Below are 14,257 nucleotides of genomic sequence, written 5' to 3'. Positions count from 1 at the left end.
GGGGGTTCTCGTGATCAGGAACCGAATCATCACCACTGCAGCTGCACTCAGCCTCGTCATCGGCGGCGCTGTCGTCGTCGACACGGCGACGGCACCGAATGCCGAGGCGGCGTGCACGTCGAACATCACCATCTGGAAGGGCAAGAATGCGTCCTGCTCCAAGAGCGCTCGGCACTGGGACGCAATCAAGAACACGACGCCCCGATACGGCAAGTGGGTGACTCGTGGCCACTACTCCAGCCAGACGGCTTGCTGGGCGAACGTGGTCTCGTATGGGATGACGGTCGCGTGACCGGCCGCCGGGGCGTGCCCGTCTTCGTAGCGGCGGTGCTGCTAGTGACGAGCGGGTGCGCCTCCGGTGCCCCTGACCCCATTCCGAGCGTCAATGGATTTACAGGCCCCTATGGGGTCGAATTCCAAGAGGCCTACAAAGGTGCGCCCAGCGACGAAGAACGCCATGTTCTTGAAGACGGCATCGTGACGACGCAGGAATACGACGCCGCCCGGCAGGCTGTTCAAGCATGCATGGCCGACGCCGGCATGTACGTCACGTACGACGACGATGGGGGCTTCGCGGCGGGTCGCAGAGACGAGAAGTATCCCGACGGGTCGTTCGAGCAGATCAATGCGCAGGTCGAGCGATGTGAAGCCGCCCACGACCGATCGATCCGTTTTCTCTACGAACTCGTCCGCCGCAACCCCGAACGCCTCGACGATCGCAAGATCGAATACGACTGTCTCGTAGAGCACGACCTGATCGCCGACGACTACACCAAGGAGAAGTTCGACGCGGACTTCGACGAGGGGGTGTCGCCACCCGACCCGACCGGGCTCGTCCGGCAGTGCCACCTCGACCCGCTCGGGCTGATCGCGGGGACGGAGTGACGGCGGGTCGGCGGCGCTCCCTCGCCGCCCTCGGCTCGGTGATCGCCCTCGGCTGCGGCGGCCTGGGGGTAGCCGGGGGCCTCATCGGAGCACCCCGCCCCGCCGCACCGACGCTGGCGACCGCCGAGCCCCTCGTCTCGGCTCCCGTGACGACCAGGTCGTTCGACGACCGTCGCATCGTCGAGGTCTCCCTCGTCCGGGGAGCCGAGCCCATCCTCTCCACCCCGGTCGGCGGCGTCGTGACCCGGTCGCACTGCCTCATGGGCGGCCAACTGGTCTCGGGAGACCCCGTCCTGTCGGTGGACGGTCAGCCGATCGTGGGGCTCGCCACCTCGGTCCCCCTGTGGCGCGACCTGGAACGCGGCGACCGCGGGGACGACGTGTCGGCCCTGCAGGCGGAGCTGACCCGCCTCGGGCATCGCACGCCCGTCGACGGTCGAGTCGGCCCGTCCACGCTGGCGGCGGTCGGCGCTCTGCTCCGACAGCCGGGAACGCGCCCCACTCCTCTCGAGGCGATTTCCCGCGCCTCGTTCGTCTGGCTCCCGTCCGCGACGGCGTCCGTGACCTCGTGCCGCGTCTCGGTCGGAGCGACCGTCCAGAGTGGGGACGCCGTCGCCACGACACCCGCCGCTCTCGTGGACGCCGGTCTCTCGCGCCTGCCGAACGCCCCGGTCGACGGGGCTCGCAGCCTGACCGTGGGCGCCGTCACGGTGCCCCTCGACACGGATGGGCACGTGCGCGACCCCGAGTCGCTGGCGGCGCTCGCGACGACCGACGAGGTGATCGTCGCCATCACGTCGGACACCACCGACTCGGGCACGGGCACCTCCGTCACGGGCTCCTACGCCCTCACCACACCGCTCGACGTCTCCGTCGTGCCACCGCCCGCCCTGGTGACCGATACCGAAGGGCGGACGTGCGTCGTCCGCGACGGCGGTCCCGTGCCCGTGCGTCTCATCGGTTCGGAACTCGGGCAGTCCTTCGTCATCCCCGACGATGCCTCTCGTCTCGACAGGGTCGACGTGGGCTCCGTCGTGGAGCACGCCTCGTGCCGGTGATCCTGTCCGCCGTCGGGCACGGCTTCACCGACCGCCCGTTGTTCTCGGGCGTCGACGCTCGCCTCGATCCGGGGCGGGTGTACTCGTTGTCGGGCCCGAGCGGATCGGGCAAGTCCACCCTGCTCGGCATCATCGCGGGTTGGACGGCACCGCGCGAGGGCTCGGTCGAGCATATCGACGTGACCGGCATCGGCTGGGTCTTCCAGAACCCGTACGGTGTGAGCCGACGCACGGCGCTCGACCACGTGGCGCTGCCCTTCCTGGCTCGCGGAGACCGGCGTCTCGACGCCGAGGCCCGGGCCGACGACCTGCTCGTCCAGTTCGGGCTCGGGCACACCCGCGACCGCGCGTTCTCGGCGCTGTCCGGGGGCGAGGCCCAACGGCTGATGTTGGCTCGCGGCATCGCGGCGGAGCCCGACCTGCTCCTCGTCGACGAGCCGACGGCCCAGCTCGACGTCCACGCCGCGACGACGGTCAACTCCGTCCTGGGCGAGCTCGCCCGACAAGGGACCATCGTCGTCGTCGCCACACACGATCCGCGCACCCGAGATGCCTGCACGGATCATCTCGATCTGGGACGGACGACGTGACGACACGACGCGTTCCCCGGATGCGGCCGGCCTCCGTCCTCGGCGAGGCCTGGCGCGACCTGGCCACCGGGACGTCTCACGCCTTCCTGTTCACCTTGGTGTTCGCCCTGCTCGTCGGCAGCCTTGCCCTTGTGGCGTCGGCAGATGTCGCGCGCGAGGTCCGTGCCGCCCGTGACTACCAGGCGTCGGGCGCCTCGATCCAGACCCTGACGTACGACGGCCGCGTCGACGGCGCCGCGTGCGAGGCCCTGGCCTCGCTTCACGGCGTCCGCGCCGCCGGAGCGATACGAGCATCAGCCGACGACGTGGTCGATCTCGCCCTACCGAGCAGCCCCCTGTCGACGTTCGACGTCACCGAGTCGTTCCGCGACCTCCTCTCGATAACGGCGCAGGAAGCGACCCCGGGCGTGCTGCTCGCCGACTCCCTGGCCGACGATCTCGATGCCCACCCCGGGTCGCGTCTGACCACGACCGCTGGAGTGGCTCCCATCGCGGCGACCTTCTCGTTTCCCGATGACGGTCGGAGGGGCGACCTCGGCTCCGCCCTGCTGGTGCCGCAGTCCGCCGTCACCACGCTGCCCTACGACCAGTGCTGGGTCGACGTCTGGCCGCAGAACGACGAGGTGCTGCGCCTCCTCCGCACCACGGTGACGTCGATGGACGGGCAGGACACCCCGGTCGTCCTCCCCCTGAACAGCCGTCTCGGGAGCACGTTCGTCGCCCGCGGCGACGACATCCTGACAATCGGACGGGCGGCAGCGGTGGGCGGCTCGTTCGTCGGGTTCTCGCTCGGCTACCTCGCCGTCCGGCTCCGTCGGCTCGAGCTCGCCGCCGCCCGGCACGTCGGGGTCCCCCTGGGTGCCCAGGCATTCGGGCAGCTGGCGCAGGCGAGCACCTGGACGGTGGTCGGCGCCCTCGTCGCCGTCCTGCCCGTCGTCTGGTCGGGCGTCGACGTCGGACCGCCCGACGCCGCGGCAATCGCGGTACCCGGCATCGCGGTCGTGGTGTCCGCCGGCGTCACCGTCCTCGCGGGCGTCGCCCTTGGCCTGGTGACGACGCGCGAGCGCCACCTGTTCCGCTACTTCAAGGAACGCTGACGACCAGCGCTCAGCCGGCCTCAGGTGGCCAACCGAGGCGCTCGAGCCGCTCGAGCGCGTACTCCTCGGCGACGGGCCGGTCTCCGAGCACGGTGCCGATCGAGCCGAGCATGAGCCCGGCCGGCCTCGCCGTCGGCAGCTCGAGCGGCCCGACGTGCGGCGCACGCAGACCGAGCAACTCACGGAACCGCGGCTGCAGCGTGCCCACCGCACCGTTGAACAGCACGGGGTACCCGGCGCGCAGCACGGGGAAGAGCGGCGGGCGCTTGATGAATCGCACGACGTCGCGGGTGCGGTCCGTGCATTCGAGGATGCCGCGGCGATCGAAGTCCATCAGCTGCGCCTGCATCTCGGCGACGGACCGCGGCGGGTTCGGCACGCCCATCAGCTCGCCCGCGACGGCCCACTCCCGGACGTAGGCGTCCGGCCCGCCCGGCACGGGTGCCTTGCCCCACTGCAGATAGGCGGCCAGGAACGAGTCGGCGAAGGCCATGTGCACCCAGCTCAGCAGCTCGGGGTCGTTCGCCGCGTAGTCGTGACGCACGCCGTGTCGGTCGTCGTAGCTGCCGACGACCTTCGTGTGCAGCCGCGAGACCCAGGCGGACGCGTGCTCGGCCGCCTCGCGACTGCCGTACGAGACGGTGTAGATCCAGCGGATGGTGCCGGCGAGCCGCCCGAGAGGGTCCTCGCGGAACCGCGAGTGGTCGTGCACACCGGCGAGGGCGCCGGGGTGCAGCGCCTGCACGAGCAGGGCGCGCACACCGGCCCCGATGGTCGACATGGCGCCGTGCACGGCCCAGACCGCCGAACCCGGCACGAAATAGCCCTCGTCGGAGCCCTTCTCGAGGTCGCTCACCCACTCGGGTGTGCCCGTGTACTGCCCGTTGAACGTGTACTGCAGCCGGGCGCGGAGCGGTTCGGTGAGAGCGGGCATGCAGACATGATGCGCCGCGCCTCCTGGGTGTCGGCCACGCACCGTCGGTGCGGCCGACGAGCCCGGTGCGGACGAGCCCAGGAGGCGCGGCGTGCGATCAGAGGGAGGGCGTCAGTTCCCGTGCGCCTCGATCGACACCGGCTGCCACTCGTTCCACGTGGCGAGACGCGACTCGTAGTCCTTCGTGGCGATGCCGAGCGGGGCCTTGCCGAAGAAGATGCGCAGCGGCGGTTCGTCGGCGTCGACGACCTTGAGGATCGCGGCACGCGTCGCGGTCGGGTCGCCCGGGTCGGCCGCGGACGGACGCTTGGACGCCGCCTCGCGGACCTCGGCGTACGCCTCGTTCTCGTCACTGCGCGAGGCGGAGGGGCCCGACCAGTCGGTCGAGAATCCGCCGGGCTCGACGAGCGTGACGTGGATGCCGAAGCCCGCGACCTCCTGGGCCAGCGACTGGCTGATGCCCTCGAGCGCCCACTTCGACGCGTGGTAGATGCCCACGGTCGGGAACGCGCTGATGCCGCCGATGCTCGACACCTGGATGATGTGACCCGAACCCTGCTTGCGCAGGATGGGCAGGGCGGCCTGCGTCACCCAGAGGGCGCCGAACAGGTTCGTCTCGAGTTGGGCGCGGGCCTCGTCTTCGGTGATCTCTTCGACCATGCCGAAGTGGCCGTAGCCGGCGTTGTTGACGACGACGTCGAGGCGGCCGAAGTGGGCGGCTGCCTTCTCGACGGCCGCGACGTCGGCGGCGCGATCCGTCACGTCGAGCTGGATGGGCAGGAAGCGGTCGCCGTACGTGTCGCTCAGAGCGGTGATGTCGTCGAGGTTGCGGGCCGTGCCCGCGACGCTGTCGCCGCGTTCCAGGGCCGCCTCGGCCCACTCGCGGCCGAAGCCCTTCGATGCACCGGTGATGAACCAGGTCTTGCTCACGGATCAGTCCTTTCGGTCGGGATGTCCCCCGACCCATCCAACTCCGTTCCACCTAGAGTGGCTGGGTGACCATCGACACCGCTCGTCCCTGGCTGAACTCCTACGCCGAGGGGGTGCCGCATGACATCGACCCCGTCCAGGGCTCGCTTCTCGACCTCGTCGAGGGTTCGGCCGCCCGCTATCCCAAGGCCGTCGCCCTCGAGTTCTTCGGTGCCACGACCACCTACTCCGAGCTGACCGACCAGATCTCCCGCGCCGCCGAGGGCCTCCGCAAGCTCGGCGTGAAGCACGGCGACACGGTCGCGATCGTGATGCCGAACAGCCCGCAGCACGTGGTCGCCTTCTACGCGGTGCTGCGCCTCGGCGCCATCGTCGTCGAGCACAACCCGCTCTACACGCCTCGCGAGCTGCGCCACCAGTTCGAGGACCACGGCGCGAAGGTCGTCGTCGCCTGGGACAAGGTCGTCGACACGCTCCAGGCGTTCCCGGCCGATGTCGCCGTCGACTCGATCGTGTCGGTCGACGTCACCCGCGGCATGCCGCTCGCCACGCGACTCGCCCTCCGCCTGCCCGTCAAGAAGGCGCGCGACTCGCGCAAGCGCCTCACGACGAGCGTGCGGGGCACGACGCCCTGGGAGTCCATCGTCGGCTCGAGCCGTCTCAAGTCGAAGCACCCGCGCCCGGAGACGGGCGACCTGGCCGTCATCCAGTACACGAGCGGTACGACGGGCACGCCCAAGGGCGCGCAGCTCACGCACGCGAACCTGTTGGCGAACGCCGCGCAGTCGCGTGCCTGGGTGCCCACCATCGAGCGCGGCAAGTGCACGGTCTACGCCGTGCTGCCGATGTTCCATGCCTACGGTCTGACGCTCTGCCTCACCTTCGCGATGAGCATGGGCGCCCGTCTGGTGCTCTTCCCGGCGTTCGACCCTGAGCTCGTGCTCAAGGTCATGAAGAAGCGTCCGCCGACCTTCCTGCCTGCCGTGCCCCCGATCTACACGCGCCTGCGCAAGGCCGCGGACGACGCCGGCGTCTCCCTGCGCGGCGTCGAGGTCGCCATCTCGGGTGCCATGCCCCTCTCCGCCGAGGTCGTCGAGCCGTGGGAGGCCGAGAGCGGCGGCTGGCTCGTCGAGGGCTACGGCCTGTCCGAGTGCTCGCCCGTGCTGATGGCCAACCCCGTCGGACCCACGCGCCGCGCCGGCACCGTCGGCCTGCCCCTGCCGAGTACGGAGGTGCGGGTCGTCGACTCCGAGAACCCGACCGTCGACGTCGAGCCCGGTGAGAGCGGCGAACTGATCGTGCGCGGCCCCCAGGTCTTCAGCGGCTACTACCGCAAGCCCGCCGAGTCGGCCGAGGTCTTCGTGGAGGGCGACTGGTTCCGCACCGGTGACATCGTGACCCTGGACGACGACGGCTTCGTGCGTGTCGTCGACCGCATCAAGGAGCTCATCATCACCGGGGGCTTCAACGTCTCGCCCTCCGAGGTCGAAGAGGTGCTGCTGCGTTTCGACGGTGTCGTCGACGCCGCCGTCGTGGGGCTCTCGAGCCCCGGCGGCGAGCAGGTCGCCGCGGCCATCGTCGTCAAGCCGGGCGTCACGGTCGACGTCGCCGAGCTCCGCACGTTCGCCCGCTCACATCTCACGCCGTACAAGGTGCCGCGTCGGATCGTGATCGTCGACGAGCTCCCCAAGTCGCTCATCGGCAAGGTCCTGCGCCGCAAGGTGCGCGACCAGCTGAGCGACTGACCTCCTAAACGTCTGAAAGGCACTCCTCATGACCGATTCCACCGTTTCCGCCGCCGATGTGGCGCGTCTGATCGATCACACCCTCCTCAAGCCGGAGGCCACCCCGGCCGACGTCGACGCCCTGATCGCGGAGGCCGTCGACCTCGGCACCTACTCCGTGTGCGTGTCGCCCTCGATGCTGCCCATGACGATCCCCACCGGCGCCGACCTGAAGGTCGCCGTCGTCGCCGGGTTCCCCAGCGGCAAGCACACCTCCGCCGTGAAGGCCGCCGAGGCGAAGGAGGCGGTGGCCCAGGGCGCAGACGAGGTCGACATGGTCATCGACATCGGCGCCGCGAAAGCCGGCCTGTTCGACACGGTCGAGGCCGACATCCGGGCCGTGCGGGACGCGATCCCGAAGCCGGTCGTGTTGAAGGTCATCATCGAGTCCGCCGCGTTGACCGACGACGAGATCGTCGCCGTGTCCCAGGCCGCGGTCGACGCCGACGCCGACTTCGTGAAGACCTCGACCGGGTTCCACCCCGCGGGTGGCGCCACCGAGCACGCCGTCGCCCTGATGGCGAAGACCGTCGCCGGCAAGCTCGGAGTCAAGGCCTCCGGCGGGGTCCGCACCCTGGACGACGCCCGCCGCATGATCGCGGCCGGTGCGACCCGGCTCGGTGTCTCGGGGTCCCGCGCCCTCCTCGGCGACGACACCCGCACCTCCACGGGGTCCAGCTCGTACTGACGCCGCTAGCTCGGCTGCACCGTGTCGCGGAGGCGCCCCTCGGCCAGCCACGCCAGGCGCTGCAGGGCCTCGTCGTTGCGGAACCGCAACGGCAGGTCGAGCAGCGCTGACGGGAGGACGCTGCCGGGGCCCGACACGGCCTCTTCGGTCATCCGGACGAGGCAGCCGCCCAGGCGGTTCTGCACCTCGAGTGTGATGCGTGCCTCTCCGAGCGGCCAGCCCCGCGCCTGGAAGACGGCCCGCTCGTCGGGCTGCCACTCGAGCAGCGTCGTCGTGTCGTCGATGACGAGCGGCCAGCTGCCGAACGAGTGCGCGATGGTGGCGCCGACCGACGGCCAGGTCAGGTCGACGTCGCGGATGCGCGAGGCACCGACCACCCAGCTGGGGAACAGCCAGCCGTCGGCCAACACCGCGAACACGTCGGACGGGGCGGCCTCGACGAACCTCTGATTCGTGCTCATGGGGTGATCTTCCTCTTCTCGGTGTCAGGGAGCGAGCGAAGGCAGGCGATCGATGCCGAACTCGTGCCGCAGCGCGCTGCGGGCGGCATAGGCACCGCCGAGCCCATGCACGGACGGCCCCGGGGGCGTCGACGACGAGCACAGGTAGACACCGCGCGCGGGTGTCCGCCACGGCTCAATCGAGAGCGTCGGGCGGACGATCAGCTGTTTCACGCTGGGCGCCCCGGACGCGATGTCTCCGCCGACGTAGTTCGGGTCGTAGTTCTCGAGGTCCTTCGCGGTGCGCGAGCTCGTCGCGAGGATGACGTCGCGGAACCCGGGCGCGAACCGCTCGATGCCTCGGATGACGGTCTCGGTCTGATCGACGTCGGAGTCGCGCGGCACGTGCGTGTAGGCCCACAGCGCCTGCTGCTCCCCCGGTGCCCTCGTCGGATCGACGACCCCCGGCTGCGAGACGAGCACGTACGGGTGTCGGGCGTGGCGCCCGGCGGCCACGTCCGCCTCGCCCGCCGCGATCTCGGCCCGCGTGCCGCCCAGGTGGAGTGTGGCGGCGCGGCGGGCCTCCTCGTTCGCCCAGGGCACGGGACCCGAGAGCGCGAAGTCGACCTTGGAGGCGGCGTTGCCGTAGCGGAATCGGGCCAGCGACCGCAGGTAGCCGCCCGGGAGGCGGTCGCCGGCCAGAGCGGCGAGACCTCGGGTGCTGACGTCGAGCACGGTGGCGCGAGCCGCCGGCAACGAGTCGAGCGTCGTCACGTCGACACCGGTGTGGATGACACCGCCGTGCGCCCGGACGTCGTCGGCCATCGCATCGACGATCGCCTGCGAGCCCCCGGTCGGCACGGGCCAGCCGCGGGCGTGCGCGTGCATCGCGAGGACGAGCCCGGCGGCGGAGGTCGACGGGCTCGGCATCGGGCGGATGGCATGCGCCATCACCCCGGCCAGCATCGCCGGGGCCTCGTCCTCGGTGAACCGCGCATTCCACCACGGCAACCCCTGGTCGAGCATGGCCAGACCGAAGCGGGCCATGGCGACGGGGTGCCGCGGCCACTGCAGCAGCTGGCTGCCGGTGAACTCGGCCACCTCGTCGGCCGCGTCGACCAGACCGGCGAGGAGGCGCCTCCAGGCAGGACCGTCGACGCCGAGACCGTCGACGGTCCGGTCGAGATCGCGGTAGGCGATACCGGCTCGTCCGCCGTCGAGAGGATGCGCGTACGAGACGTCGGGCACGGTCAGACCGATGCGCTCGGTCAGGCCGAAGCGCCGGAAGAAGCCGGAGGCGAGCGCCATCGGATGCACGGCCGAGCAGACGTCGTGTCGGAACCCGGGCAGCGTCAACTCGGCCGTACGCGCCCCGCCCCCGATCGTGTCGGAGCGCTCGAACACCTCGACGGCGAGCCCGGCGCGGGCGAGCACCACGGCCGCGGCGAGCCCGTTCGGGCCCGCCCCCACGACGACCGCGTCCGTCACGACGTGAGGCCTCGTCTGCGTCGACGGCCCGCTCCGGCCACGATCGACCCCGCGACGGCGGCGAGCGCGCCGACGGCGATGCCGACGCTGGCCGAGCGGTTGCGCGTGTACCAGATCTGCGGGCTGGTGCTCCGGGCGCGATCGCTGAAGATGCCGCGTGCGCCGTGATCGCCAGCCGTGGGCTCGTAGAGGTTGTCGGGCAGCATCGGCTCGGTCTTGTCGGGAGCCTGCTGACCCGAGTAGCCCGTCTTCGCCAGGTAGCCGTCGAGCCAGTTGGCGACGAAGCGGTTGCCGAGGACCGTCATGACCGTCGGCTCGCCGAGCCACGTGCGTCGACGCGGCTTGTCGGCCACGTCGGCGATGGCACGCGCGCCGACCTCCGGCTCGAAGATGGGAGGCACGGGCTGGGGGTGAGAGGGCAGGCGCGAGCGCACCCAGTTGAACTGGATCGTGTTGAGCGCCGGCATGTCGACGGTCGAGATGCGCACGGCGCTCTTGTTGTGGATCAGCTCGGTGGTCACGGACTCGGTGAAGCCCTGCACCGCGTGCTTCGAGGCGCAGTACGCCGCCTGCAACGGGATGCCGCGGTGGGCGAGAGCCGAGCCGACCTGGATGACATGACCCGAGTCACGGGGCACCATGCGCGACAGCGCCGCCCGGGTGCCGTTGACGAAGCCGAAGTAGTTGACGGCGGTGGCCCGCTCGAAGTCGGCCGGGTCGGTCTCGAGGAACTCGCCGAAGACGCCGACCATCGCGTCGTTCACCCAGAGGTCGATCGGACCCCATTCGCTCTCGACGCGGTCGGCCGCCCGCTCGACCTGCTCGCGGTCGGCCACGTCGGTGGGGATGGGCAGGGCACGTCGACCACGGTCGACGACGTCGAGGGCTGCGGCGGTGAGACCGTCCTCGCCGCGCGCCAGGATCGCGACGTCCCAGCCTCGGTCGGCCAGCTCCCGGACGGTCGCCCGTCCGAGTCCGGCCGTGCCTCCGGTGACGACGGCGATTCGATTAGTGCTCATGCAAGGCCTCGGTTCTGTGACGGAAAGCGCGGAGCGGTCCACGGTAGACCGCTCACGCGCCCGACCGCTCAGATGTCGAAGTCGCCGAAGCCGCCGCCGAAGTCGGCGCCACCCATGTCACCGCCACCGAAGAAACCACCGTCGCCCCCGGCATCCGCCGTGTCGGTGCCCGTCGTGTCGGCGCCCGCCCCGGCGTCCGCCGCACCGGCGTCACTCTGGTCGGCCGCGCCCGCGTCACTCTGGTCGGCCGCGCCCGCGTCGCCCTGGTCTGCGCCACCGCCGGCGAGGTCGGCACCGGCATCGGGCAGGAAGGCGTTCATCAGGGTCGAGCCGATGACGTAGCCGGCGACCGTGCCGAGCAGCGAGCCGCCGATGATCGAGCCGATCCCGGGGCCCTGGCGACCGGCGGCTCCGCCGGTCTGCGGGGCACCGAGCGTGCGCTCGAGGGTGCCCGGCTGACGCAGCTCCGACCGGGTGGCCGCCTGCGCGAGCGACGCCGCGTCGTCACCTCGAGGGCGCTCGCTCGCCGGCGACTCGGCGCTCAACTGGTCGAAGACGAGGCGCCGCTGCTCGGCGGTCAACGTGCCGAACGCCTCGGCGTGCACCTGCTCGATGGTCTCCGGCGGGGCCGTGCGGAGCAGGTAGCGATACCGCTCGACGGCGATCTCGTCATCGGTGCGGGGTCGCTGTGCCGGGGCGCCCTGACCCGAGCCGGACGGCTGGTGACCGGCGGCCTGTCCGTACGGCGGCTGCGCGCCGACCTGACCAGACGGCGGCTGCGCGCCGGTGCCCGGTGCGTTCTGATGGTCGCGGCCCAGAAGTCTGTCGAGAAGTCCCATGCGCCGAATCTACGGGCGGTGTGGGCCGGCGTCCTGGGCGGTCGGTGCGGATTCGCCCGGAACATCCCGTCCGGTCGCTCGGCGAGCCTGCTGCGAGCGACGCACCCGGCGCAGCACGAGCCAGACGACGATGCCCGCGATCGCCGCGTAGACGACGTAGTCGAGGTAGGCGGAGTACTGGTCGATGAGTTCGTACTGCGTGCCGAGCGCGGCGCCGAGACCGATCAGCAGACCGTTCCAGAGGCCGCTGCCCGCGACCGTGAAGACCGTGAACGTGCCGAGGTGCATGCGCTCGGCACCGGCCGGCAGGGAGATGAGACTGCGCACCCCGGGGATGAGTCGTCCGAAGAAGACCGCCGCCCGACCGTGCCGGTGGAACCACGCCGCCGCCTTGTCGAAGTCGTCCCGGTCGACGAGCGGCAGGCGCGAGAGCCAGCGGATGCTGCGTTCCAACCCCAGCCACGCACCGAGGCCGTACAGCACGAGACCGCCGAGGTAGGCGCCGAGGGTGCTCACGACGATGAGGAGCGCGAGGCTCATCTCGCCCCGATTCGAGAGAAACCCGGCCAGCGGCAGCACGATCTCGCTGGGGATGGGCGGGAACACGGTCTCGACGAACGTCAGCAGCCCGACGCCCCATTCGCCGAGCGCATTGATCACGCGCGCGGCGATGCCGACGAGACCGTCGAGGTCGTCGACACCGTCCGAGGACGAGGAGGCGGTGGTCGCCACGGCCGCGGAGGGGCGCGAGGCGAAGAGGGGAAGGGGGGCGGCGATGGTCGTCATTGGTCCCTGCGTCGGTTCGGGGCACCACGGCGTGATCGGGTGCGGCTCGGATCGGCTTCGGTGAGTATGCCGGGGCACACTGGAAGGACGCCCCGAGGGACGCCCGACACGCTAGTTTTGAGGTCAGCATCCGCCGAGGAGGCGGGTGTCCGACGGCATCACGAGTCAGGACTCCCATGGGATCGTTGATCTACGGCACCGCCAGCATCGAGGTCGAGTTCGAGGACCGCACCCTCGAGCACCTCCAGATCGTCATCGCGACGAAACTCCGTCGGCGCGAGTCGTTCTTCTTCTCCTGGCGAGACTCCCAGCGCGTCGGCGACGGCCGCAGCAGCATCTGGCTCGACCCCGCCATCCCGCTCTACTTCAAGTACTCGGGCGGCCGCGTCCCGTCGATCAACCGCGACTGGCTGAGCGAGTTGACCACGTCCGCCAACAGCTCGTCGGGCCTCGTGCTCACCGACGAGCCCGCCCTCGACAACAGCGTCAAGCGCAACTCCTGATCACCGGCTCCAGATTCGCGGGCTGCGGCGTCACCGGCTCCGGCGTCACCGACCCGCGCCGCGCCTCCGACGGGTGACGAGGGCGCCGACGAGGCGGCTTCCGAGGAGGAAGACGCCGAGCACGATCGTGGCGACGATCACGAAGCTGACCTGCACGCCCTGACCGCTCACCACCCTCAGCAGCATGCCGAGCACGACCGTCGACACCCAGACGACGGCGCCCGAGGCGAGCGCGGTCGCCCGCCAGCGGACCCCGAGCACGGTCGCCCACCCGACGACTAGACCGACGGCGAACGGCCACAGGGTCGTCAGCACCCCGATCAGCGCGTTCGACTCGTCGTGCGACCGACGGCCGATCAGCACGAAGACGACGACGAGCAGCAGGTCGACCACGAACCAGGCGTTCGTCGGCAGGCGGCGGACCCCGGAGGGGCGGGTGGAGTCGGTCATGGCGGTCCTTTCGAGGCGGGCACGCTCGTCGCCTCCGGCTCGGGAGGGATGCCGAGCGCGAGGGGTCAGCGGGAGCGGGGCAGTTCGAGCGACCGGGACAGCTCGGCGAGCAGGATCTCGACCTGCGGTTCGACCAGACGGGTCACGGCGTCGCCGATGCGAGGGCGATGGGCGACCAGCGCGAGGCAGAGGGCCGTCCCGACCGCCCGCGCGTGATCGTCGGCCAGGCTGATCTCGCGTGCGAGGGCGGCCTTGGCCTCGTCCGTCAACGCCGGTTCGGGCGGCGTCTCGAGTTCGAACGGCTGCTCGGGCGCGGCAGCGTCCACCGGATCGGGGCCGGCAGCGGTGCCCTCGAGCTCGCTGAGCGTGAAGAGGAACGGCTGCCCCGGCTCGGGCTCCGGGTCGACGTCGAGGCCCTGGAACTCGGGGTCGAGACCCGCGTGCGGATCGTAACCGCCGGCCCCCTCGCTCTCGGCGCGTCGCAGTTCGCGCGCGATCTGTGGCAGGTTCTTCGCCGTGTAGTCGTCGACCTCGTCGTCCACGATGGCCTGCAGTCGGGCGAGCAGCGCATGCTGCACCCCGTGCGGCACCTCGTGGTCGAAACCTGCGGCCTGGGCCACCGGCGACCCCAGGCAGAGTCGGCAGACCCGGGTGCGGGCGCGAGACGAACCGACCCGCCAGCGCGGCAGCCACCGCAGCCAGGCGTCGACGGCGGAGCGGACGCGCCCCTCGATCGAATCGGCCATGAGACGAATCTAGGGCCGAC

17 protein-coding genes are annotated in these 14,257 nt (G+C 71.1%); 8 read left to right on the top strand and 9 right to left on the bottom strand.

Features of this window, described 5'->3' with window-relative positions:
• Positions 1–10 precede the first annotated feature (10 nt).
• Genes ACPEEZ_RS04720 through ACPEEZ_RS04700 form a run of 5 tightly spaced genes read left to right on the top strand, consistent with a single transcriptional unit; the run spans position 11 to position 3,630 of the window.
• Positions 11–292, top strand: a complete 282-nt coding sequence (locus ACPEEZ_RS04720) for a hypothetical protein (RefSeq protein ID WP_423923322.1) — start codon at positions 11–13, stop codon at positions 290–292.
• Positions 289–885: a hypothetical protein gene (locus ACPEEZ_RS04715; protein WP_423923320.1), complete on the top strand. Its 597-nt coding sequence runs from the start codon at positions 289–291 to the stop codon at positions 883–885. Before ACPEEZ_RS04720 ends, ACPEEZ_RS04715 begins: the two co-directional genes overlap by 4 nt.
• Positions 882–1,943: a peptidoglycan-binding domain-containing protein gene (locus ACPEEZ_RS04710; protein ID WP_423923318.1), complete on the top strand. Its 1,062-nt coding sequence runs from the start codon at positions 882–884 to the stop codon at positions 1,941–1,943. Before ACPEEZ_RS04715 ends, ACPEEZ_RS04710 begins: the two co-directional genes overlap by 4 nt.
• Positions 1,934–2,533 (top strand): ATP-binding cassette domain-containing protein, encoded by a 600-nt coding sequence (locus ACPEEZ_RS04705; RefSeq protein WP_423923316.1) that lies wholly within the window; start codon positions 1,934–1,936, stop codon positions 2,531–2,533. Before ACPEEZ_RS04710 ends, ACPEEZ_RS04705 begins: the two co-directional genes overlap by 10 nt.
• On the top strand, positions 2,530–3,630 hold the full coding sequence (locus tag ACPEEZ_RS04700) for a hypothetical protein (RefSeq protein ID WP_423923314.1): 1,101 nt from the start codon (positions 2,530–2,532) through the stop codon (positions 3,628–3,630). Before ACPEEZ_RS04705 ends, ACPEEZ_RS04700 begins: the two co-directional genes overlap by 4 nt.
• Positions 3,631–3,640: 10 nt before the next feature.
• Here the strand turns inward: ACPEEZ_RS04700 and ACPEEZ_RS04695 are convergent, their stop codons facing one another.
• On the bottom strand, positions 3,641–4,564 hold the full coding sequence (locus ACPEEZ_RS04695) for an oxygenase MpaB family protein (RefSeq protein ID WP_423923313.1): 924 nt from the start codon (positions 4,562–4,564) through the stop codon (positions 3,641–3,643).
• Positions 4,565–4,675: 111 nt separating this feature from the next.
• Positions 4,676–5,494 carry an SDR family oxidoreductase gene (locus ACPEEZ_RS04690; protein WP_423923311.1) on the bottom strand — a complete coding sequence of 273 codons (819 nt, stop codon included), beginning with the start codon at positions 5,492–5,494 and terminating at the stop codon, positions 4,676–4,678.
• A gap of 65 nt (positions 5,495–5,559) precedes the next feature.
• Here ACPEEZ_RS04690 and ACPEEZ_RS04685 point away from each other — a divergent pair, with 65 nt between their 5' ends.
• Both ACPEEZ_RS04685 and deoC read left to right on the top strand, forming a co-directional pair.
• Positions 5,560–7,239, top strand: a complete 1,680-nt coding sequence (locus ACPEEZ_RS04685) for a long-chain-fatty-acid--CoA ligase (RefSeq protein WP_423923309.1) — start codon at positions 5,560–5,562, stop codon at positions 7,237–7,239.
• 28 nt (positions 7,240–7,267) lie between these two features.
• Positions 7,268–7,966, top strand: coding sequence for a deoxyribose-phosphate aldolase (gene deoC / locus ACPEEZ_RS04680; RefSeq protein ID WP_423923307.1), 699 nt, complete (start codon positions 7,268–7,270; stop codon positions 7,964–7,966).
• 5 nt (positions 7,967–7,971) lie between these two features.
• On the opposite strand, the gene ACPEEZ_RS04675 is transcribed toward deoC, so the two are convergent.
• The 5 genes from ACPEEZ_RS04675 to ACPEEZ_RS04655 all read right to left on the bottom strand — a co-directional run bounded on the left by ACPEEZ_RS04675 (position 7,972) and on the right by ACPEEZ_RS04655 (position 12,538).
• Positions 7,972–8,427, bottom strand: coding sequence for an SRPBCC family protein (locus tag ACPEEZ_RS04675; RefSeq protein ID WP_423923305.1), 456 nt, complete (start codon positions 8,425–8,427; stop codon positions 7,972–7,974).
• Between the two features lie 24 nt (positions 8,428–8,451).
• Positions 8,452–9,894 (bottom strand): phytoene desaturase family protein, encoded by a 1,443-nt coding sequence (locus ACPEEZ_RS04670; protein ID WP_423923303.1) that lies wholly within the window; start codon positions 9,892–9,894, stop codon positions 8,452–8,454.
• On the bottom strand, positions 9,891–10,913 hold the full coding sequence (locus ACPEEZ_RS04665; protein ID WP_423923301.1) for an SDR family oxidoreductase: 1,023 nt from the start codon (positions 10,911–10,913) through the stop codon (positions 9,891–9,893). Before ACPEEZ_RS04665 ends, ACPEEZ_RS04670 begins: the two co-directional genes overlap by 4 nt.
• Before the next feature lie 68 nt (positions 10,914–10,981).
• On the bottom strand, positions 10,982–11,752 hold the full coding sequence (locus ACPEEZ_RS04660) for a hypothetical protein (RefSeq protein WP_423923299.1): 771 nt from the start codon (positions 11,750–11,752) through the stop codon (positions 10,982–10,984).
• A 9-nt stretch (positions 11,753–11,761) separates the two neighbouring features.
• Positions 11,762–12,538, bottom strand: coding sequence for a DedA family protein (locus tag ACPEEZ_RS04655; protein WP_423923297.1), 777 nt, complete (start codon positions 12,536–12,538; stop codon positions 11,762–11,764).
• 176 nt (positions 12,539–12,714) lie between these two features.
• On the opposite strand from ACPEEZ_RS04655, the gene ACPEEZ_RS04650 reads away from it, so the two are divergent.
• A complete protein-coding gene (locus ACPEEZ_RS04650; protein WP_423923295.1) occupies positions 12,715–13,041 on the top strand; it encodes an ATP-dependent DNA ligase in 327 nt (108 codons plus the stop codon).
• A 45-nt stretch (positions 13,042–13,086) separates the two neighbouring features.
• On the opposite strand, the gene ACPEEZ_RS04645 is transcribed toward ACPEEZ_RS04650, so the two are convergent.
• Together ACPEEZ_RS04645 and ACPEEZ_RS04640 are read right to left on the bottom strand one after the other, a co-directional pair.
• The gene (locus ACPEEZ_RS04645) at positions 13,087–13,491 is read right to left on the bottom strand and encodes a DUF3054 domain-containing protein (protein WP_423923293.1); all 405 of its coding nucleotides are present in this window, start codon (positions 13,489–13,491) and stop codon (positions 13,087–13,089) included.
• A 65-nt stretch (positions 13,492–13,556) separates the two neighbouring features.
• Positions 13,557–14,237 (bottom strand): spermidine/putrescine ABC transporter substrate-binding protein, encoded by a 681-nt coding sequence (locus ACPEEZ_RS04640; protein ID WP_423923291.1) that lies wholly within the window; start codon positions 14,235–14,237, stop codon positions 13,557–13,559.
• Positions 14,238–14,257 lie beyond the last annotated feature (20 nt).

The sequence above is a fragment of the Frigoribacterium sp. 2-23 genome, assembly GCF_049601585.1.
Taxonomy (GTDB): Bacteria; Actinomycetota; Actinomycetes; order Actinomycetales; family Microbacteriaceae; genus Frigoribacterium.
The sequence above is the reverse complement of the archived record's forward strand: the minus strand, read 5'-3'. Positions and strand labels throughout refer to the sequence as shown.

Excerpts from the sequence above, each read along its gene's own strand:
- ACPEEZ_RS04660 (WP_423923299.1), bottom strand. The coding sequence starts at position 11,752 with ATGGGACTTCTCGACAGACTTCTGGGCCGCGACCATCAGAACGCACCG.
- ACPEEZ_RS04675 (WP_423923305.1), bottom strand. The coding sequence starts at position 8,427 with ATGAGCACGAATCAGAGGTTCGTCGAGGCCGCCCCGTCCGACGTGTTC.
- ACPEEZ_RS04695 (WP_423923313.1), bottom strand. The coding sequence starts at position 4,564 with ATGCCCGCTCTCACCGAACCGCTCCGCGCCCGGCTGCAGTACACGTTC.
- ACPEEZ_RS04665 (WP_423923301.1), bottom strand. The coding sequence starts at position 10,913 with ATGAGCACTAATCGAATCGCCGTCGTCACCGGAGGCACGGCCGGACTC.
- ACPEEZ_RS04650 (WP_423923295.1), top strand. The coding sequence starts at position 12,715 with ATGGGATCGTTGATCTACGGCACCGCCAGCATCGAGGTCGAGTTCGAG.
- deoC (WP_423923307.1), top strand. The coding sequence starts at position 7,268 with ATGACCGATTCCACCGTTTCCGCCGCCGATGTGGCGCGTCTGATCGAT.
- ACPEEZ_RS04645 (WP_423923293.1), bottom strand. The coding sequence starts at position 13,491 with ATGACCGACTCCACCCGCCCCTCCGGGGTCCGCCGCCTGCCGACGAAC.
- ACPEEZ_RS04640 (WP_423923291.1), bottom strand. The coding sequence starts at position 14,237 with ATGGCCGATTCGATCGAGGGGCGCGTCCGCTCCGCCGTCGACGCCTGG.
- ACPEEZ_RS04655 (WP_423923297.1), bottom strand. The coding sequence starts at position 12,538 with ATGACGACCATCGCCGCCCCCCTTCCCCTCTTCGCCTCGCGCCCCTCC.